The 20785-nt window shown below is 42.4% G+C and carries 16 protein-coding genes; 10 read left to right on the top strand and 6 right to left on the bottom strand.

The window, feature by feature from the left end; genetic code table 11:
- Positions 1-379: 379 nt before the first annotated feature.
- Positions 380-2248 carry a primosomal protein N' gene (gene priA / locus H7844_10785; protein ID MEO5357769.1) on the bottom strand — a complete coding sequence of 623 codons (1869 nt, stop codon included), beginning with the start codon at positions 2246-2248 and terminating at the stop codon, positions 380-382.
- Between the two features lie 343 nt (positions 2249-2591).
- On the opposite strand from priA, the gene H7844_10780 reads away from it, so the two are divergent.
- Positions 2592-2882: a hypothetical protein gene (locus tag H7844_10780; protein ID MEO5357768.1), complete on the top strand. Its 291-nt coding sequence runs from the start codon at positions 2592-2594 to the stop codon at positions 2880-2882.
- Positions 2854-6279, top strand: coding sequence for an SAM-dependent methyltransferase (locus H7844_10775; GenBank protein ID MEO5357767.1), 3426 nt, complete (start codon positions 2854-2856; stop codon positions 6277-6279). Before H7844_10780 ends, H7844_10775 begins: the two co-directional genes overlap by 29 nt.
- 47 nt (positions 6280-6326) lie before the next feature.
- Here H7844_10775 and H7844_10770 read toward each other — a convergent pair whose 3' ends face one another.
- Positions 6327-7898, bottom strand: coding sequence for an ATP-binding protein (locus H7844_10770; protein MEO5357766.1), 1572 nt, complete (start codon positions 7896-7898; stop codon positions 6327-6329).
- 672 nt (positions 7899-8570) lie between these two features.
- Here H7844_10770 and rho point away from each other — a divergent pair.
- Both rho and H7844_10760 read left to right on the top strand, forming a co-directional pair.
- Positions 8571-9821: a transcription termination factor Rho gene (rho, locus tag H7844_10765; protein ID MEO5357765.1), complete on the top strand. Its 1251-nt coding sequence runs from the start codon at positions 8571-8573 to the stop codon at positions 9819-9821.
- Positions 9822-9850: 29 nt separating this feature from the next.
- Complete coding sequence (locus H7844_10760; protein ID MEO5357764.1) at positions 9851-10537, top strand: radical SAM protein; 687 nt, start codon at positions 9851-9853, stop codon at positions 10535-10537.
- Between the two features lie 108 nt (positions 10538-10645).
- Here H7844_10760 and H7844_10755 read toward each other — a convergent pair whose 3' ends face one another.
- The 4 genes from H7844_10755 to dcd form a co-directional block, all read right to left on the bottom strand.
- Positions 10646-12037 carry a hypothetical protein gene (locus H7844_10755; GenBank protein MEO5357763.1) on the bottom strand — a complete coding sequence of 464 codons (1392 nt, stop codon included), beginning with the start codon at positions 12035-12037 and terminating at the stop codon, positions 10646-10648.
- A 238-nt stretch (positions 12038-12275) separates the two neighbouring features.
- Positions 12276-13910 carry a methyl-accepting chemotaxis protein gene (locus tag H7844_10750; protein MEO5357762.1) on the bottom strand — a complete coding sequence of 545 codons (1635 nt, stop codon included), beginning with the start codon at positions 13908-13910 and terminating at the stop codon, positions 12276-12278.
- 293 nt (positions 13911-14203) lie between these two features.
- Entirely contained in the window at positions 14204-15703 is a 1500-nt protein-coding gene (locus H7844_10745; GenBank protein ID MEO5357761.1) for an anthranilate synthase component I family protein, read from the bottom strand.
- 44 nt (positions 15704-15747) lie between these two features.
- Positions 15748-16299: a dCTP deaminase gene (dcd, locus tag H7844_10740; GenBank protein MEO5357760.1), complete on the bottom strand. Its 552-nt coding sequence runs from the start codon at positions 16297-16299 to the stop codon at positions 15748-15750.
- Between the two features lie 162 nt (positions 16300-16461).
- Here dcd and dksA point away from each other — a divergent pair, with 162 nt between their 5' ends.
- From dksA to H7844_10710, 6 genes are all read left to right on the top strand, one after another.
- Positions 16462-16884, top strand: coding sequence for an RNA polymerase-binding protein DksA (gene dksA / locus H7844_10735; GenBank protein MEO5357759.1), 423 nt, complete (start codon positions 16462-16464; stop codon positions 16882-16884).
- A 109-nt stretch (positions 16885-16993) separates the two neighbouring features.
- The gene (locus tag H7844_10730) at positions 16994-17245 is read left to right on the top strand and encodes a hypothetical protein (GenBank protein MEO5357758.1); all 252 of its coding nucleotides are present in this window, start codon (positions 16994-16996) and stop codon (positions 17243-17245) included.
- Positions 17246-17320: 75 nt separating this feature from the next.
- On the top strand, positions 17321-18646 hold the full coding sequence (locus tag H7844_10725) for a hypothetical protein (GenBank protein ID MEO5357757.1): 1326 nt from the start codon (positions 17321-17323) through the stop codon (positions 18644-18646).
- Between the two features lie 23 nt (positions 18647-18669).
- A complete protein-coding gene (ruvA, locus tag H7844_10720) occupies positions 18670-19218 on the top strand; it encodes a Holliday junction branch migration protein RuvA (GenBank protein ID MEO5357756.1) in 549 nt (182 codons plus the stop codon).
- A complete protein-coding gene (ruvB, locus tag H7844_10715; protein MEO5357755.1) occupies positions 19218-20228 on the top strand; it encodes a Holliday junction branch migration DNA helicase RuvB in 1011 nt (336 codons plus the stop codon). The genes ruvA and ruvB overlap by 1 nt, the downstream gene beginning before the upstream one ends.
- Positions 20146-20781 (top strand): epoxyqueuosine reductase QueH, encoded by a 636-nt coding sequence (locus H7844_10710; protein MEO5357754.1) that lies wholly within the window; start codon positions 20146-20148, stop codon positions 20779-20781. Before ruvB ends, H7844_10710 begins: the two co-directional genes overlap by 83 nt.
- Positions 20782-20785: the final 4 nt, after the last annotated feature.

The raw sequence follows: 20785 nt of genomic DNA, 5'->3' as shown, positions 1-20785 counted from the left end.
TCTTTGCACTTGGTCAAACTGCCGGCAGGAGCGGGATTATGAGGATTGCGGTCTCTTTTATCTGTTAAATAAATGCTTTTCTCTGAGCTGAAGCGCCATGCCCTCCCCGTCGCCTGATTCTCACATAGCCGAAAGGTAAAAAATGTCACCTGAAAGGGCGTAACAAAGTGGAGCAGGTTTCTGAAAGAAACCTTGACATTTTTAGCTACCTGAAGGCTACCTTTTTTGAGGCGACAGGGGCTTATTCTTTCTTTTACCCACTCAAAAAGTGAAAGAACCATTTTTTAAAAATTTTACTTGACATCACGGTTGCTTAGAGGAGACGTCAAGGAGCTTTAGACGAAGCCAACAAAGTTAATCGAATGACTGCAACTTGGCATTAGATGTTAGTAACAGGGTCAACATCTATATCAACACTGAGATTTTTGTGAACAACGAGCTTACTCACCAGTCTGCTAAGGGCTCCGCTGTCTTTAGCTTTGACTATGGCCTCCACAGTGTGCCTGTAGCCTTCTTTGGCAATCTCTTTTTTGATAGGTCCAAGCACTTCCGTCTCATCTGATAAAAAAAGGCCCGGCGGCAGTACACTCTCATTATAATGTATCTCAATATTAGCTAACCTGCTGTAGGGTGGATAATGCAGTTGTTTTCTTTTGTTAATTTCAGACATAATGAAGCCCTTGTAGTCATAACGCCGCAAAAAGCGGTAAATATCTTTATCAACAACAGATGTTTGAATTATTATACGGCCGGCTTCTTTTGCCATTTCTGAAAGGGCTGAAATATCCTGATACAAGCGTTCAGAGGCAAGATAGTCTGGAAAACTGAAATAGACGTCGGGGTTTGCAACCACTATGAGATCAAAGTGGCCTCTGAAAAACAGCCGTTTCAGCAGTATTTTGGTACCGATGACTATTGGGGTTTTTGCTGCCGTGATTAAGAGTTTTTCCAGTTCTTTTGGAGTCTTAGCAATGTCGGAATCAACCCTCAGTGGCTGCACCTCTGTGTTTTTCAGGATGAACTCTTCAATTTTCTGAGTGCCGCTTCCGGCCTGTTTCAAATCCATCCCCTTACACCTTGGGCAAATTTCCCTGATCCTTCCCTGATGCCTGCACCTGTGGCAGAGCATGGTCCTGTTGTCATGAATAACCAGTGGAGCCTTGCATTTAGGGCACTCATCTATAAGGCCACACTCGGCACACACAATGATGGAGTGCCCGCGTCTGTTTATAAAAACAAGAGTGTTGTGTTGTTTTTTTATTGCAGCCTTTATCGTGGAGATGACTCTGTCGGAAAGCGTCTGACGTGTTTGCACCACTGATATATTGGGGACTCTTGTATCACTTTTAATCTCGAGGTATTTGTACTTCCCTGTGCCGGCGTTATGGTAAGATGTGCCGGATGGGGTTTTAGACATAAGAATGACAGGGATGTTTTCCACATGTGCGCGCATTATTGCAACATCCCGTGCATTATAATGAGGGCTTGAAAAGTGCTTGTAAAGAGCGCTTTGCTCCTCAAGAACAACAATCAGAGAGGGGTTTTTTAGCGGAGAAAGTACAGCTGACATTGTGCCGATAATTTTTCTTGCAGCGGTGCCCTCAGTAAGTTGCTTAAATGTGTCACGTTGTTGTTTTTGGGTTAAGCCGCTGTTGATGCAAACAACATTGGAAACCCCTGCGCTTTTTGCCATACCGGTAAGTATTTCTGAATCTGTCTTTCCCGGACATAATACAATGGCGGAGGGAACCGTCTCCAAAAGTTTAACTGCATATGACAGCTCATACAAAAAATCGGGAGCTTTTATCAAAACTGTTGAAAAATAATTCTGTTTAACCAGCTCGGTTATTGCCGCCAACTCAGCGTTTTTAATTTCCAGCGGCATACATCTCTGTTGTATCTTCTCAGGCTTCCCTGAACGTTTGGAGCTTTTTTCGGAAAAAAGATTATCCGGCACAACAGAGGCAAGGACAACACCGATATTTGAAAAGTAATAGCTGCTAATCCATTCTATGAGTTTTAAGTGAGACGGGCTCAGGGTAGGGCTGTCGCCTTTTAAACCGGTTATAGATTTAAGGTTTTTATCATTTTTATAGTTAGAGTCCCGCAGGATAATTCCTGTTTTTATTTTATTGCGAATGGGGGCGGCAACAGCCATTCCCGGTACGGCCTTTTCAAGCAGCTCATCAGGGCAGATGTAAGCAAGCGGGTGCAGGTTAAACGGAAAGATGACGTCTATAAGTTTCATTCCGGGATTTTACCCACCAACTCCGAACTCTCATACCACTGTGCCGACATACTCTATAATAACAGGTTTTGTATGAATGTGGGGATTAATACCAAGTTGCATTCAATCGTCTAACTTCGTTGGCTTCGTCACAGGCTTCTTGACGTCTCCCTTCCCCTATGAGGGGAGGTGCCGCTTTCTCCCAACCGCCTGCGTTTACTTCTGACTGCAACTTGGTATAACATAAAACGAGATTTCTTAGTTTGGATAAAGCACAGTTTGTTTTTATGCTATTGTAATTAGTGAATTTACCTAAAATGAGAAATATATTTAAACATAAAATTCTAAAAACCAGGATGTTTAGATGATTTGTTTAGCTGAATCATTGCGTTACAGATGTTTAGGGTATATCAAAAAAGATATTGCCAACTTTCATATTTTGGCAGGTCCAAAGGCCGGTGGAAAATCAACCTTTCTTGACATAATTTCATTTCATGGAGACATTGTCGTCAAAAATGGACTGGAATCTGCCGTAAGAGAAAGAACTCCAAATTACAGGGATCTTTTTTGGCATAAAGAGGGTGATTCTTTTAAATTTGCCATCGAGATGAAAATTTCCGATAGACATGAAAACGAAATCAATGACAGATATTAAGTCTAACGAAAGAGAGTTTACGTCTCAGGTAACATCGTGGCTGAATGAGTTTTTAAAAGATAGTACACATGCATTTGAGGTGGCAACATCCGAGACATCTGTAAAGGTATCAAAAGATAAAACAAGATTTCCCGATATTCAGATATGGTTAAACAGGCAGGCTAATGAGGGGTTTTGCGGTTGGGAGTTAAAAACTCCGGCAACAGCGGTTGATGACGACGAGCTTCTTAACAATGCTGCAGAAAAGGCACGTTCTATGTGTGCCGATTATTTTGTAACGTGGAATATGGCAAATGCCGTTATCTGGAGAACTCCCTACTCTCTGGAGGCAGTGTCAAGAGTCCACAGGTTAAAGACATATGAACCGGTTTCTCAGGTAACAACTTCTGATGACCTGTGGGTTGTATCCAAACGGGAACTACTGAAGGCAAAAACTAAAGAAATATTAAACGATCTCTCCACTCTTTACAGGGAAGGACACCTTTATTTAAGTGATGTTGACGCCACATTTTTTGTTCACGAGCTTTCCGGGGCGGTAAAGACTCTTTGGCCCTCTGTACATGAATCACTGATAACAGAAATAGGTAAAAACTCTCAATTTAAAAATGGCCTTTTTGATTGGGCGGTAAAACAGGGAATAGCTTCTTACGATGCCGGAGATGTTTTTTTTGAAACCATCTCAAGACAGATTATTTACAGGCTTTTGGGTAAAATCTTGTTTTATCTGACCCTCAGACGCTTTCGCACAGATATTCCCAAATTTGATTTAACCAGCATAAGCCCTACAAGTATAGATGAAAAAATAAGAGAATATTTTCAAATAGCCCGGCACATAGACTACCAGGCCATATTTGAAGATGATTTCCCTGACAGAGTACCTTTTCCTGAAAAAGCTGTTGCTCCACTTCTAAAGCTTCTCGATAACCTTAACAGATACAACTTTTCTAATATGCCGCAAGACGTTATAGGAAATGTTTTTGAGAAATTAATACCACCGCAAGAAAGACATATTTTGGGGCAATACTTTACAAATGAAGAGCTTGTAGATTTAATAATTTCTTTTTGTGTTCAAACTGCATCGGACAAGGTTTTAGACCCAACCTGCGGAACCGGTACTTTTCTAATCAGGGCCTATGACAAATTGAGGCAGGCAGGCGCTAAAAACCATAAAGAACTGATTTCCAGAATATGGGGATTTGATATCGCTCATTTCCCTGCCGAATTGGCTACAATCAACCTTTATCGGCAAAACATAGAAGACTATGCCAACTTCCCAAGGATACTGTCTAAGGATTTCTTTGAAGTAAAAACCGGTGATACTTTCAAATTTCCACCGCCAAAGCTGACAGCCGGCTCCGATTTTATGATTAATGAGACAATCCCACAATTTGACACAATTGTCGGTAATTTTCCTTACATACGGCAGGAACTTATCGAGAGACGCATTAAGGGCTATAAAAGCGATATCGAAAAGATTCTCATTGCAGACTGGAGAGCCGATTATCCCGAGCTTTTTAATAATGGTGGCACGAGACTCTCCGGGCAGGCTGATATTTATGCGTATCTTTTTTTTCACGCTGCAAGACTGCTCAAAGAAGGCGGAAGGATGGGAATAGTAACCTCAAACTCATGGCTTGATGTGGCCTATGGGTATGAACTGCAAAAGTTCTTTCTTAAAAAATTTAAGATAGTAGCCGTGATTGAGTCCCGCTGTGAGGCTTGGTTTGAGGATGCCGCCGTAAACACAGTTTTCATAATACTGGAGCTTTGCAAAGACCTGAGGCAAAGGAATGAAAACAATGTAAAATTTGTAAAAATAAAGAAAAGACTTAAAGAACTTATTCCTATGGATATAAAACTACCGATGGAGCGATGGTTTCAGCTTTACAAGTTGACTCATTCAATAGAGACATCAGGCTCAGAACACTACAATCTTGTAAATGAAACTATTGTGAACAACTTACAAGGCCGTGTAAGCTATGAAAATGACAATTTCAGAATAAATGTTTTGAAGCAAGGAGAGCTGCTTGAGCAGATTGAGGACTCCGGTAAAACTGTAAAGTGGGGCAAGTACCTGCGAGCGCCGGAGATATACTTTAAGATATTGGAGATTTGCAAAGAACAGTTTGTTCCATTAAAGGAGTTGGCTCTGGTTAGAAGAGGGTTTACGACAGGGATTAACGAGTTTTTCTATCTTGATGATAAGAAGATAAGACATTGGGGTATAGAAGAGGAGTTTTTAGTTCCGGTGATAAAATCATTTAAAGAACTTGACAGGATTACTATAGATAACTCACAGAAAATAAATCTTTTTCTCTTTGCTTGTAATAAGGAAAAGAAAATATTAAGGGGTACAAGTGCATTGAAATATATCAGGCATGGAGAAAAACTTAAAACAAAGGCAGGCATTTCATATCCTGACATACAATCTGTAAAAAACAGAAAACTTTGGTATGATGTTGCCCAGCGTGAGCCATGGGATATTTTTGTACAAGAACACTGGAATATCAGATTTCTGATGCCGTTAAATGAGGGTTCTTTTTTAGCAGATAAACGTTTATATGAAATAAAGGCAATATCTGATAAAACTTTATTGTCAGCACTGTTAAATTGTACTGTAACTGCCTTGTTTATAGAGGTAACGGGAAGAACTATGCTCGGAGATGGTGCCCTTGATTTGACAGTATATGAGTTTGAGGAATTGTTTATCCCATCTGTTTCGGCTTCTTACACCGCAAAAATACTAAAGGCTTTCGACAAACTCCTCACACGTCCGATAAAGTCCATATTTGAGGAGGTTAAACTCAAAGACAGGCAGGCACTTGACAGCGCAGTTCTTGAAGCATTGGGGCTTGACCCTGAAAAATTCCTGAAACCTCTATATGAAGGAATAACAACAATGGTTAAAGAACGAATCGATCTGGCCAAATCCCGTAAAAAAACAAAAAATATAAAAACTCAAAGAGATATTGATAAGTTGTTTGAACAGATATTCGAAGAGATAATCCCTGAGGGAATAAGGCAATTTCCTGAAGAATTTATTGATTCAAAGTACCTGAAGGATTCAAACGAGATTTCCGTACCTGCTGAAAAATTAAAATTAGGTTCATATTTCTTAGGACAACAGGAAGTTATTACAGAAGAGGGTTTTAAATATAATGCAGGAAGTATGTCTGAGGCAAAGCTGATTGTCTATAGCAGGAGTCCGCATTCATATGTTATAAGAATTCCAAAAGATGTAAATGTAATAGTAACCGCCGTAACCAACTATGAGCTGTACCTGAGAGATATTAAGGAAAAACTATTTAGCGCATATTTTAACAGAACCCACGACCATAAACTGGCTGATACACTGGTAAGCCGTGTATTTGATGAACTCGGACTGCCTGATGTATAACATTAGAGAAGTTACCGGCTGATAGTTAAAACATTATAGATAGCGTGTTAGCCGGGGATGGGGAGTTTTATAATAAAGCTTGCTCCGTGAGATGGCTGTTGTTTGACAAATATTCGGCCTCCGAGTTTTTCTACTATTCCCTTTGTAACGGCAAGGCCAAGACCGGTACCCTTTCCCTCAGGTTTGGTTGTAAAAAAGGGTTCAAATATTTTATCCATATTCTCAGCAGAGATGCCGGGGCCTGAGTCCGTTACCTCTATTTCTACATATTCCCTTGAGTCCTCTGCAATCCGGTGTGTCCTTATGGATATTGTTCCCAAACTGTTCATTGCATCGTTGGCGTTAATCAGCAGATTAATAAACACCTGCTCAAGCTGTGACTGATCTCCGGGCAGGCGGGGAAGCTCCGGTGCAAGCTGCCTTTCTATTGTAATGTTATAGAATTTGGATTGGCTTTGAAGTATATTAAGGGCATTTTCAAGAGCCCTTGTGACGTCCATATCGAGTTTTTCCGACGGTATTGTCCGTGAATAGCCCAGAAGTACGGCTATCATATTTGAACACTTCTCAGCCTGTTCTATTATGACCTTGAGGTCCTCTCTGTCGAGCTTTTTATCCTCAGGTATGCGTTTATGCAGCAACTGGGCAAAAACTATAATGCCGGTAAGAGGGCTGTTAAGCTCATGTGCCACACTTGCCGCCATACGGCCCAATGAGGCAAGCTTCTCTGTGTGCACATATTGCTCCTGAAATCTCCTCATCTCCTTCGCCTTCTGTTCCATTATGCCCGACAGAGCACGGGTTTTCTCCTCAAAGTCATCTCTGTTGTCCTGAAGACTGCGCGTCATTTCATTAAAAGAGCCACTGAGCGAGCCGATTTCATCTCCACTCTGGAAGTCAAGAGTGTGGCCGAAGTACCCGCTTCTAACCATTTTTATCCCCTCACGGACAAGAGCTACCGGTTTTACCACAAATTTAGAGACCAACAGATGAAGTGTTGTAATTGTCAGGGCTATGAAAAAAATACCCATAAAGGCAACGTCTGTATTGTTTTCCCTGATTTTTTGTAAAACCGGAGAGATATCTATTTTAACATCCACTATGCCGTTTATTGTGGCCTTTCCATCGTGGCTGTGGCACTGTGCCGTCATGCAGGTTTGCTCGTTTTTTATCGGCAGAAACGCTCTTAGTGTGTGCTTGCCGCCCTCTTCTGTTACAAAGCGGTTTTTAGTTATGTCTTTTAACTTATAGTTACCGGAAGAGTTAAGTGTATGGCATTCATTGCACATGGATGAATTAGCGGCTATTGTGTTGTTAAGCTCGTTTTTGTCGGAAGAGAACTTTATGTTGCCCTTGTGGTCCAATACACGAATTGCAGGGACCCCTCGTGTGCCGGCAAGCATATTGGTTGCTCTTGTAATGGTCTCATGGTGCCTGCCCTCTGTATCTATGGTTATCGCTGCCCGTACAGCCTCAAGATAGTAAAAACCGTCATCTATGGCTTTATTATACAGTTCAGTATTGGCCTTATTAGTAAACTTGTACCAAAACATAATACCGCCCATTATCAACAACACTGTTATTGACAGTGTTATCTTACGGCTTAATGTTCTGCTCACTATATTTAGCATAGCCTTTAGGCAGTTAAAATTGCTTATCCTTATCTGTTTGAAAAAAATATTGTCAGTCCTGACACTATCGTATTGTACACAAAATGAGTAAATTTTAAAAATAAAAAAAATTTCTATTGACAAAATTTTTTTCGTATATTAACGTATAAGGACATGGTAGCAAACAATAGCGTGTATGAGTTGTAAAATTCACCGACGTGTTGTCCTCCGGAATAACCAGGCTCTCGGGGAGGCAGTGTTGTAAAGGGCAAGGGGTGCCGGCTTAAATGTTAATGTAATGAAAGTGTAACACAGAGAAAATGTGCCGCAATGACAGAGGTATTTTTAATTTAATTAATTAAATGGATTTTGTTGATAATAAATAACGTCAGGTGTGTGCCTGCTGAGTTTAATATTAATTGACCTTACCCTGGGTTACACAGGCCAAAGGAGGTAGAACAACAATAACTGTAACAAATCAGATGTTGAAATAAATATAAGTTTTTTATTATAATTAGTTTAGTAGAGTCAGGTGTTCCCGCATTATATAACAAGTTAGTTATTAATTGCCCGGAAAGATTAGAACAGAGTCTGAAATAATCCCTGAAAAAATGGTACAAGCCGGCCGGCGGGTGTTAGGAAATGCGGCTGTAAATAAAAAGGAGTGTAGTTATGAGTAACATTGCGATAACCGAGCTGCAAGAAAAAGAAATTGCTGAGTTAACAGTACTTGCTGAGGAGCTAAATGTAGAGGGCGCCACAAGCATGAGAAAACAGGACCTGATTTTTTCAATACTTCAGGCGCAGGCGGAAAAGACCGGCAATCTTTTTGCCGAAGGGGTTTTAGAGATACTTGCCGATGGCTTTGGTTTTCTGAGGTCTCCAGATTACAGTTATTTACCGGGTCCTGACGACATATACGTCTCGCCTTCACAAATCAGAAGGTTTAACCTCAGGACAGGCGAGATGATCTCGGGGCAGGTGCGCCCTCCAAAGGAAAACGAGCGCTACTTTGCCCTCCTTAAGGTAGAAGCAATTAATCACCAGTCTCCTGAGGCAAACATAAACAGGCCGCTTTTTGATAACCTTCTTCCCTACTACCCAACTGAACGTTTAAATCTGGATTATGACCCAACCGACTATGCCACGAGGGTAATGGAGCTGATAACACCAACAGGTAAAGGGCAAAGGGGACTGATAGTAGCGGCCCCGCGCACCGGTAAGACCATGCTGTTGCAGTCAATAGCGAAGGCTATCAAGATAAACCACAAAGAGGTTCATCTTATAATTTTGCTGATAGATGAGCGCCCTGAGGAGGTTACCGACTGGAAACGTGTGGTAAGCCAGGCGGAGATAATAAGCTCTACGTTTGACGAGCCGCCTCACCGGCACTGTCAGGTGGCGGAGATGGTGATAAACCGGGCAAAACGGCAGGTAGAGTGTAAAAAGGACGTGGTAATCCTCCTTGACAGCATTACCAGATTGGCACGTGCTTACAATGCCGTTGTACCGGCAAGCGGTAAGGTTCTCTCCGGCGGTCTTGACGCCAACGCCCTGCAAAAACCCAAGAGATTTTTCGGCACTGCACGAAACATCGAGCACGGTGGAAGTCTTACTATCCTGGCTACCGCTTTGGTTGATACCGGAAGCAGGATGGATGATGTAATATTTGAGGAGTTTAAGGGTACCGGCAACATGGAACTCCACCTTGACAGGAAATTGGTTGATAAACGCATATTCCCAAGCATTGATATTAATACCTCCGGCACAAGAAAAGAGGAGCTGCTTGTGACTAAAGATGTGTTAAATAAGATGTGGGTGCTACGCAAGGTTCTTACCCCCCTTAGCAGTGTTGAAAGTATGGAGTTTTTACTGACTAAGCTCAGAAACACAAAGACAAATAAAGATTTTCTTGACATGATGAACAAATAGATTGCCCTGAAGACGGTACCTGTGGACATGTGGCGGAGGTGGTTATTGTAAAGGACACTAAGGCCCTTTTGAAAGTATGTGAGATTTTCTCAAGTATTCAGGGTGAGTCATCTTATGCTGGAGTTCCGTGTGTTTTCGTTCGCCTTACCGGATGCAATCTTCGCTGCAGATACTGTGATACTGTCTATGCCTACAGTGAGGGATATGAGCTTACAATAGCGGAGGTTGTTGCAAAGGTTCAGACATTTGGTATTAAACTTGTTGAGATAACAGGCGGAGAGCCGCTTTTACAACAAAACACATTTCTTGTTACAGAAGCCCTGACTGAGGCCGGTTTTACCGTTTTAATTGAGACAAACGGCTCAATAAGCCTCAAAACACTCGGCAGCAGAACCGGTAAACCGGTTACGGTAATCATGGATGTCAAAACCCCGTCAAGTGAAATGTCCAAACACAATGATTTTTCAAATTTCGCCTTGCTTGAACCCTTTGATGAAATTAAATTTGTTCTGTCAAATGAGAGCGATTACCGTTGGGCGTTGAATTTAATAAAGACTTACGGACTGCTGCAAAAATGCCACATTCTCTTTAGTGCCGACACATCTTGTCTATCCAATGAAACACTTGCCTTATGGATGCTCAGGGATGCACTTTCTGTAAGGTTAAACGTACAGTTACACAAATTTATATTTTCAGGAGATACCAGGGGCAGATAGCTCTGTTTCACATCACAGAGGCTGATGCTCCTTTACGGATTATACCAAGTTGCATTCATTCGATTAACTTTGTCGGCATGCGTCAAAAGCTCCGGGACGTACTCTCCCCTAAAGCTTAGTATTAGTTTTTTGTCCTCCGATTTTTACAGCGCTTTTAACAGGGGATACGCTTACAGAGGCTGGTGTAACAGTTGTGACGGTTTGTGTTAATAATATATCTTTTCCTGTTATACCGGTATCTGAGACAGCTGCCTGTGTCTGAGTTGTAAATAAACCGGATGAGCCGTCTGAGCCAAGTTTAACAATCCAGAAATCAGCACCACCCGCTCCATAAGAGTTAGTATTTCCGGCGATTAAAAATCCACCGTCGGAAGTTTGAGCAATTGAGTAAGAACCGGCATAATCATCACTGCCGCCACCATAAGCGTTTTGCCATTGAACGGTGCCGTCACTTTTTAGTTTCACAACCCACATGTCATATCCTCCAGAGCCGAAAGACTCGGTGCTGCCGGATACAAGATAGCCCCCGTCTGTGGTTTGTATAATTGAGTATGCGTAATCATTGCCTGCTCCGCCATATACTTTCTGCCATTCTATAACTCCGCCGCCGGTTAGTTTAAACACCCATACATCCATGCCTTCCGCACCGAAAGCGTCTGAATACCCTGAAACAATGTAACCGCCGTCAGTTGTTTCCTGTGCCGAAAAAGAAAAAGACTGCTTTCCCTTGCCATAAGTTTTAGACCAGTTTATGTTGCCGGTGGAATCTAACCTAACAAACAAAATATCGGAAGCTCCATCACCTGTACCAACTCTGTTTCCGGTAATAACATACCCGCCGTCAGTTGTTTGTTTTATGCAATACGAGTTTTCCACATACGACGATGTGCCGTAGGTGTTTTGCCACTTTATCGAGCCGTCTGAGTTAAGTTTAAGTACCCAGATATCATCTGCTCCTGCACTGAAAGACCTTGTGTAGCCAAGCACAATGTATCCCCCATCGGTAGTTTGCTCCACTGATTTGGCATATTCCGTGCCAACGCCTCCATATGTATATTGCCATGAGATTAACCCCTCGGAGTCCAGCTTCAGTATCCACATATCATATTCCCCTGCGCCAAATGACTGCGTATAACCGGCTGCAATATAACCGCCGTCCGTAGATTGCTTTATTGACTGGACATTGTCGATATCCGCTCCACCATAGGTATATTGCCAATAAACTGAATACAGCTTATTCATCTTAACAATCAGCATATCCCTGTTGCCCTGACCGGAAGACATGGTGTATCCTCCAACGATAAAACCGTCATCAGATGTTTTTGCTATAGTGAAGGCGGCGTCATCAGAGTCGCCCCCAAGCGTGATTGCGCTGTTGCCTGTTAAACTTTGGTATGAGGCGGCACTGTCTGTGCCGCCATCACAACCATTTAATAACGATATTAAAAGTATTGTCAAAATTGTTAAACAATAATGTTTTTTTTGGTTAAAAACACACATTGCCATCCTCTACACAAAGTTAACGTTAATTACCTTTGCAGTTATCTCCGTTAACAAAGAACTGGATTCCGGCTTTCGCTTGGGATGACAGAATAAAGAAATTCCCCTCCTTTGTCATTGCCCGGGGGTTAGCAACCCCATGCAGAGCGACAATCCAGTCTCTTCTATACATCTCCAGATGACAGAAAACTATCTGCTGGAGTTAACTGCATAAGTAGTTAACGTTATACTAAGTTTCTTAAAGCCTGAATCCTGAAATTGAATCTTTAAGGTGGTGTGCAACCCGGGCAAGATCATTAGCTTCGTTTAAAACGTCTGCCGAGGCGCTCTCTATTTCCCTTGCTATTATAGATGTTCTTTCGATGTTTTCAGTTACCTCCTCAGAAGCTGCCGACTGCTGGTCTATGGCAGTAGCTATATGAACTATCTCATCACTTCCTTTTTTAACAACTTCCTCGATAGTGTTTAAGAACTCACCAACCTGTTTTATATACATGATCGCCTCGTTTACCTTTTGCGATGACTCATCCATTGATTTGGTTGTCTCCTGTGCCTCACTTTGCACTGCAGTTATCCTGTCGGTTATCTCAACCGTTGCCTTTATTGTTCGCTCGGCAAGCTTTCTGACCTCATCGGCAACAACCGCAAACCCCCTGCCGTGCTCCCCTGCCCTGGCTGCCTCTATTGCAGCATTTAGTGCCAACAGATTTGTCTGATCTGCTATTTCTTTAATTACCGTTACAATGTCTCCAATTTCTGATGACCTGGTGTTTAGTTTCTCAACCATCCCGGCCAAATCTTTTGTTGAAGTATAGACCTTATCTATAGTCTCTATGGCCGCCCTCGATATTGTGTTGCCATCACCGGCTATTTTCATTGCCTCCTGGGTTGTCTGAGACGTGGTTGCCGCATTTCTGGAAATATTAGATATGGTTTGACTCATCTCCTCAGCCGCAGTTGCTATCTGAGCAGCCTGTAACGATTGGCTCTTAGTCCCCTCTATCATCCTCTGTGCTATCCCCTTTACAGTCTCAACCGCCGAAACCACATTATTTGCCGATTCAATCACTTCACCTACCACCGTCCTTAGTGACATCGTCATCTTGCTTACATCCGATGATAAACACCCCAGCTCATCACTGCCATGATGAACTCCTTCATTAATAAAAAGTCTGCCGTCGGCTATATCCTCCACCGTAGTTGTTATCCTGAAAAGCTTCCCTGTTATGTTTCTTATAATTTGCCAAAATACGACGCCTGTTATCAGGACGATTATTACCAACACAATTGTTAATGCCCTAGCCTCCGCCCAAAACTTTTCATTTATATCGTCAATATAAACTCCTGAGCCGATTATCCAGCCCCAGGGTTCAAATCCTTTTACATACGAAATCTTCGGCGCTAAAACTGTCGAATTCGGTTTACTCCATATATATGCCACATACCCGGCCTTGTTCTTTTTTACTGTTTCAACGAATTCAACAAATAGCTTTGTTCCCTTTGGGTCCTTAAAATCTGAAAGGTCCTTTCCGTCAAGTTCCGGCTTGTAGGGGTGCATAATCATTTTAGGGTGCATGTCATTTATCCAGAAATATTCCTTTTCCTCATACCGAAGAGCTTTAACCATAACCATTGCGGTTTTTTTTGCCTCATCCTCTGTTATTTTGCCTTCTTTAGCCTGTTTATAGTAATAATCCAGCAGGCTGTGCGCTGTTTCAACCACATGTTTTTGTTTAATCTTTTTTTCATCTTCAAGCGACGTTCTAAGCACACCTAAGGAGATTACTATCACTGAGATAATGCCTGTTACGCACAGCAATAAAGCCAGTATTAACTTTGTTTTAACCTTTAGATTCTCAAAAAAACCACGCATTATAACCTCCCGAACATATCTTATGTTTATTTAGTTTCACGATTTAGCCTAAATCAAACGCCTGCATGATTCGTCTTTCGATATCTCAACACATCCTCCATAAAAAAAGCAATCAAATATAGCAGATTTATATAAAAAAAGCAAATGTCAAGACGATCCCTAATACCAACCTGCAGTCAGAAGTAAACGCAGGCGGCTGGGAGAAAGCGACACCTCCCCTGAGCTTTTGACGCACGCCAATGAAGTTAGACGATTGAATGCAACTTGCTATTGGAATTGGAATAACAGGCGTTTTATATTGACCGGATAGTCAAAAGAAGAGCCTCGGCTTTTTTAAGGGTTTCAAAGTACTCTCTCTCCGGCACTGAATCAGCCACAATTCCTGCCCCGGCCTGAAGATGGGCAAAGCCGTCTTTAACTACAAATGTTCTGATGATTATATTTAAATCCATATTCTTGCCATAGCCGATGTAACCACATGAGCCTGTGTAGGGGCCTCGCAGCACGGGTTCCAGTTCATCAATTATTTCCATGCACCGTACCTTGGGCACTCCGGTAATCGTCCCTCCCGGAAATACCGCCCGTATCACGTCAAAACAGTCCTTACCGGCCATCAGTGTTCCGGTTACATTTGATACGATGTGAATTACGTGGGAGTACGTCTCGGTTATCATCATTTCATCCACTTTTACGCTTCCATATGAGCAGACCCGTCCGATGTCGTTTCTTTCCAGATCTATAAGCATAATGTGCTCTGCACGCTCTTTTTCATTAAGCAAAAGTTCAGCTTTGAGTTTTTCATCTTCAGGGAAGTCCCTGCCCCTGGGCCTTGTGCCGGCTATCGGCCTTGTGTCTGTTATTGCCGGATTTATACCGTCTGAGAGGCTTACCCTGACAAGCCGCTCCGGTGATGAACTAACTATCGAATACTTATCAAAATCATAATAACAAGCAAAAGGGGACGGATTAATTGCAGATAGTTTCAAATATATCTGCCATGAGTCAACGTCATTAATTCTGGTAGAAATCCTCTGTGAGAGGTTAGCTTGAAAAATATCCCCGGCTTTGATGTATTCCAGAGTTCGTTTAACCATATCCATATACAGCTTTTTAGCATCTGTGGAGGTTAAGATTTCGGGTTTAGCCCCTCTATAAGCTATGATTTCAGGCTCATCAGGCACATCTTTGATTGCGCCGCTGCAACAGAAGCGTTCCACTTCCTCCTCAGACTTATCGTACAGAACACCCGGGTCAACATCAAGAGTGTTAAAACCAAATTTATACTCTCTCACCCCCGGACAGAGAACAAACCACGCTTTTCTCTCCTTATGGTCAAACGACAGCACCCTGTCAACCATAAAGAAATGAGCATCAGGGATTTTTAAATCATCTGTGGCGGTTTTTGGAATTTTTTCAAGATATCTTACAAAATCATAACTAAACATTCCACAGGCACCTCCCTGAAACGGCGGCAATTCAGGGTTATGGTGCTGCGGATAGGCTTCAATAAGTTCCCTCAGGCGATTTAACGGATTTTTAAAGGATATGGCAACACCCTCATCTGATTCAACATAAAGAGTGGAATCCTTGTATATCACAATTAAGTATGGGGCAAATCCTGCATAAGAGTACCGCGCAATATTAAAGTTTCCCTTTACGCTTTCTAAAAGAAAGGAGTTCTTACCACCGGCTCCGGCGTAATAAGCGGCAGGCCTCTTATAGGGAACCTCTTTGTAAAGCGGAGGGATACGGCCCTTCTCAGCAATATCTAAAAAGGCCCTCTTATCCGGCATTACCACCACAGCAGGGCAATCTCCACAGGGATTAACAGCCCCCTTCAGATCTTAGGAAGGGTGATGCCCTTCTGCGACTGATATTTCCCGGTTTTGTCTTTGTAAGAGATTTCACAAGGCTCGGCGGCACCCAGAAAAAGCAATTGGGCAATCCCCTCGTTAGCATAGATTTTAGCCGGCAGCGGGGTAGTATTAGATATCTCAATTGTAACGTGTCCTTCCCATTCAGGCTCAAGCGGCGTTACGTTTACCACAATGCCGCAGCGCGCATACGTTGACTTACCCAGGCAGATGACAAGCACATCCCGCGGTATTTTCATATACTCCACGGATGAGCCAAGGGCAAATGAGTTTGGCGGCACTACACAAATATCACCCTCAAAGTCCACAAAACTCTTGGTGTCAAACGATTTGGGATCCACCACAGTGCTGTTTATATTTGTAAATATCTTAAACTCACGGGCTATTCGCATGTCATAACCGTATGAGCTTACACCGAAGGAAATTACCCCTTTACTTACCTGCTCGTCACTATACGGTGTAATCATGCCGTTTTTAGCCATCTCTTTTATCCATCTGTCATTTTTAATCATCAGCTTCCCCTTTTTTCCCTGTGGCTTTATTGTTTATATGTGCAGTTGGATTATAAATAATTTCACATAAATCATACAACAAGGAATTTTTCATAGCCGCTTGACTAAAAATATTATACTCTGTTATGCTTAGAAGTAAATTCCAATACGATGGAGAGACGATTCGTGGAAACTCTTAATAGCGCAGAAACAAAGAAGCTGACCAGAGAAGAACTTAAGAAGAAGTCTAAAAGACAAGAGGAAATTCTCAGGATAAAAACAAAGCTTGTTAACATGAAGTCACAGTTAATGTCTGAGGCTGAGGCTGCCATAAATAATGTGCCGGATACCTTAACTTTTCCTGACCTAGGAGATCAGGCAAGTGCTGAGATAGACAGAAACTTTATGCTCAGGCTCAGAGAGCGAGAGCGAAAACTATTAAAAAAGATAGACCGGTCCCTTGAGGATATTGAAGGTGGTAAGTACGGCTTCTGTGAGACTTGCGGTCAGGAAATCGGAATAAAGAGACTTGAGGCAAGGCCGGTCACAAGCCTCTGTATTGATTGCAAGGTAGAGCAGGAGGAAGAGGAGAAAATGAGGGAAGATTAGTCTTTATTGATCTTTCTTCCATGTGTCTGTTGCCTTTTGACAGTAATCTAAACCGTCATTTTTGTTAAAGGCTGTGGTCTGTCAGATATCGTAGTTTGGCTTTTTTGGAATGAAACAGCAAGGCTTCAGTAAATCTCTTCGCCTTATGAAGGTTAAGTATGGACTCAGGTTTGTAGTGAGTAAGGCCACGCCTGAGCAGGTAGTGCTTATTGTTCTTAGCAGAAAGGTTTTTGATTCCCGTATTAATGATTTTTTATCTGAAGATATAGTTGATTGTATTTACGATACCGATGGCCGGTTAATTTCTTTTCATTTAGAAGGTGTGGAATTTATTCTGCTTAGCAAAGAGGGTTGTGGCTGATGTTAGAAAACTGCGGATGCGGTCTGCATTGCCGGGAAAAACAAATAGAACACTTATTAAAAGGAGTCTAGTTGTATGCTGTATAAGGGCAGTGTATATCTGTTTGTTTTAATGCTTAGTTGTTGTTTTTTTACCGGAATATCGGAAGCTGAAAAGCAAAAAAAAACTTACAGCCAAAAAGAGATTGAAGAGATCGAAAAACAGGCTGAAAAGCAGCTTGATAATAAAACATCTAAGGTTAATCCCCAGGGTACCACCAATAAAATCACTGTTAAACCAGAGGATAATACCACAAAGACGCTTGCAGACAACGCTGCTAAAACAGCTGTAAAACTTCAGGACAACATTACAAGGATTCAAATTAAACCTCAGGACAACGTTACTAAGATAAGCACCGGCGATAACACTACAAAACTAACTGTAAAACCCCATGACAATGTCACAAGGACACAGCTAAGACTTCATGACAATGTTACAAAAACTGTAGTTGCCACCCATGATAATATTACAAGAATCACGATAAAAACCCTTGATAATGCCACAGATGTAAAACGTGACAATTCTTCAAAAACTCCGGTACAGACGGTATCGGTTGAGGACCTGGGGGTTGATTTGGATGATGAGACGGCAGAGGTAAAGGGCTTACATTCAACCCTTTTGGCATTTGCAACCCAACCCGATGAGCCGGCCTCTCTTTATCCGGAGCTGAAACACGGAAAACTTACGTATGGAATTTTAAGTGTTCTCTCACCTGAGGACAATGACAACACAACGAACCTTTCACACTTAAAAGCGCCTCTACCGTACAGCAATTTTAAAAAAGAATCTACAACAGTGCTTGAACTTATCAGCAAAACTGCAAGTGAAATAGAAGGCGCCGGCGTTTATACAAAGAGCAGGATTACAAGGCCGTATGTGCTTTTTGAAGGTGTTGATTTTCCTTTGTGTCCAGCTGACGGTGGCACGCTTTACGGAGTTTTTATCGGTGTGCAAAAATATAAAATGGACAACTCTATGGTAAATACATTTTCTAAAAGTGATGCACTGGATTTTCAAAACATTATATCAAGTCTCTGTAAAAATACCGTCAGCTTTGTCTTTATTGATGACAATGCCACAATAGGATGGATTTATGAAAATCTTGCCGATATTAAACAAAAGGCTGCAAAAAAGGACTCCTTTTTGTTTTATTATTCAGGGTTTAGCTCAGTAAGAGACTCTGTGGGATATATGTTTTTAACAGACACGATAAATGACAAAGTTCTGCTGAGAAACACATCCCTGGATTTCAACTCACTGTATGATTTCAGCCGGAGCCTGAGAGTTTCAAACATTATGTTTTTTATAGACACTGTAGCGCTTGTGCGTGAAATTCCTGTGGTGCAACCACAGCAGCAATGATTAGCTCTCTCAGAGGAAAATTGTTGTCTAAAAAACCTGTGGGTATTGTTATTGAGACAAACGGGGTGGGTTACGAGGTTTTCGTGCCGATTAGCCTGTTGTCATCTCTTCCTGATGAGGGCAGCGATGTGTTTATGTACATTTATACCCACGTGCGGGAAGACGCCCTGCAGCTATACGGATTTATGAAAGAAGAGGAAAAGGGTATTTTTGTTAAGATTATAAATATCTCCGGCATTGGACCAAGAATCGCTCTTGCCATACTTTCAACCATAACCACAGAGCGATTCAGAAAAGCCATCGAGTCTGAGGACACAAAGACGCTTTCTATGGTCCCTGGAGTGGGAAAGAAAATGGCCGGCCGCCTTATCCTCGAATTAAAAGAAAAACTGCCGCCTCCGGCAACCGGTGCACCTGATGACGATTACTCCGACACTCTCTCTGCGCTGGTCAATCTGGGATACAAGCGCTCCGGCTGCATAGAGGCAATTGAGCAAGTCAGTAAGCGCGGAGTTAAGGATTTAGAAACCCTTCTGAGGGAATCCCTCAAGTATCTGTCAAAGAGTAACTGATGGCTGGCAACAAAACAACGGAGGCTGTAGTGCTGGAGGATGATGCTGTTTTTGACAGGGCGCTTCGGCCTAAGAAATTTTTGGAGTTTATCGGGCAGGACAGGATCAAGAAAAACCTGGCCGTATTCATAGAGGCAACCAGACAGCGTTCGGAGGCACTTGACCACGTCTTGTTTTGCGGCCCGCCTGGACTTGGCAAAACCACCTTTGCCAACATCATAGCAAATGAATTAAAGGTGGGGTTGAAGTCCACATCGGGGCCTGTGCTTGAACGAGCAGGGGATTTGGCCGCAATTCTTACGAACCTTTCTGACTTTGACATCCTCTTTATTGACGAAATTCACAGGCTTCCCAGAGCAGTTGAGGAAATACTGTATCCGGCAATGGAAGATTTCAAGTTGGATATTCTGATTGGGCAGGGTCCTAATGCCAGAACCTTGAAGTTAAATCTCCCGCGCTTTACACTAATTGGGGCAACCACAAGGACAGGGCTTCTGACATCTCCGCTGCGTGACAGATTTGGAGTAATAGACCGGCTTGAGTTTTATAATTATGATGAGCTTGTCATGATAGTGAAACGTTCTGCGTCAATCCTTGCAGTGGCCTTAAACGATGATGCGGCCTTTGAAATCGGGCGGCGTTCACGCGGTACGCCCAGGGTGGCTAACCGGCTGCTGCGGCGGGTGCGGGACTTTGCACAGGTTAAAAACAATGGAGTTATTGACCTGGCCATTACAAAGTTTGCACTTGATGCTTTAAATATAGACGGGCGCGGGCTGGACGATATGGACAGAAAGCTTTTAAGTACAATAATTGAGAAATTCGGCGGCGGCCCTGTCGGCATTGAGACTCTCTCTGCCGCCGTTAACGAGGATAAAGACACCATCGAGGATGTCTATGAACCGTACCTCCTTCAGGAGGGCTTTATTGAAAGAACACCGCGGGGCAGACTTGCCGCCCAAAGCGCCTACGAACATCTCAACAAAACGCCACGGAGCAGACTATTTTAAAAGCATCATGAATACGCTGATTCATATATGTTGTGCCAACTGTGCCGCTTATCCGCTAAATACACTTGCCGGGCGCGGAGTTGATTTTACGGGTTTTTGGTATAACCCCAATATTCATCCTCTTACTGAATACCGATTGCGCCTTGACACTCTAAAAACACTACAGACTAAGTGGAATTTTAACGTTATCTATGAAGACATCTACGGCTTAGACCTGTTTCTAAAGACAATTCAAAACCCCGAGGGCAGCCGCTGTGAAAAGTGCTACAACATGAGGCTTGAGGAAACCGCCAAAAAGGCAAAGTCTCTCAATTACCAGTCATTTACTACAACACTGCTTTACAGCATCTACCAGAAATTTGACACTATAGCCGAAAAGGGCGGAGAACTTGCTGAAAAGTATGATGTCGAATTTTATTTCGAGGACTTCAGAACCGGCTGGCACAAAGGTATCGAGCTGTCTAAATCTCTGTCACTGTATAGACAAAAATACTGCGGCTGTCTGTTTTCAGAAATAGAACGTTATGATAATAAAAGGAAGAAAAAGAGATGAGAAA

It is taken from the genome of Nitrospirae bacterium YQR-1, assembly GCA_039908095.1.
Taxonomy (GTDB): Bacteria; Nitrospirota; Thermodesulfovibrionia; order Thermodesulfovibrionales; family Magnetobacteriaceae; genus Magnetomonas.
The sequence above is the reverse complement of the archived record's forward strand: the minus strand, read 5'-3'. Positions and strand labels throughout refer to the sequence as shown.

What these genes read in the sequence shown, in the direction of transcription:
- priA (MEO5357769.1), bottom strand. Translation starts at nt 2,248, where the DNA reads ATGAAACTTATAGACGTCATCTTTCCGTTTAACCTGCACCCGCTTGCT.
- H7844_10780 (MEO5357768.1), top strand. Translation starts at nt 2,592, where the DNA reads ATGATTTGTTTAGCTGAATCATTGCGTTACAGATGTTTAGGGTATATC.
- H7844_10775 (MEO5357767.1), top strand. Translation starts at nt 2,854, where the DNA reads ATGAAAACGAAATCAATGACAGATATTAAGTCTAACGAAAGAGAGTTT.
- H7844_10755 (MEO5357763.1), bottom strand. Translation starts at nt 12,037, where the DNA reads ATGTGTGTTTTTAACCAAAAAAAACATTATTGTTTAACAATTTTGACA.
- H7844_10750 (MEO5357762.1), bottom strand. Translation starts at nt 13,910, where the DNA reads ATGCGTGGTTTTTTTGAGAATCTAAAGGTTAAAACAAAGTTAATACTG.
- H7844_10745 (MEO5357761.1), bottom strand. Translation starts at nt 15,703, where the DNA reads ATGCCGGATAAGAGGGCCTTTTTAGATATTGCTGAGAAGGGCCGTATC.
- H7844_10730 (MEO5357758.1), top strand. Translation starts at nt 16,994, where the DNA reads ATGAAACAGCAAGGCTTCAGTAAATCTCTTCGCCTTATGAAGGTTAAG.
- H7844_10725 (MEO5357757.1), top strand. Translation starts at nt 17,321, where the DNA reads ATGCTGTATAAGGGCAGTGTATATCTGTTTGTTTTAATGCTTAGTTGT.
- ruvB (MEO5357755.1), top strand. Translation starts at nt 19,218, where the DNA reads ATGGCTGGCAACAAAACAACGGAGGCTGTAGTGCTGGAGGATGATGCT.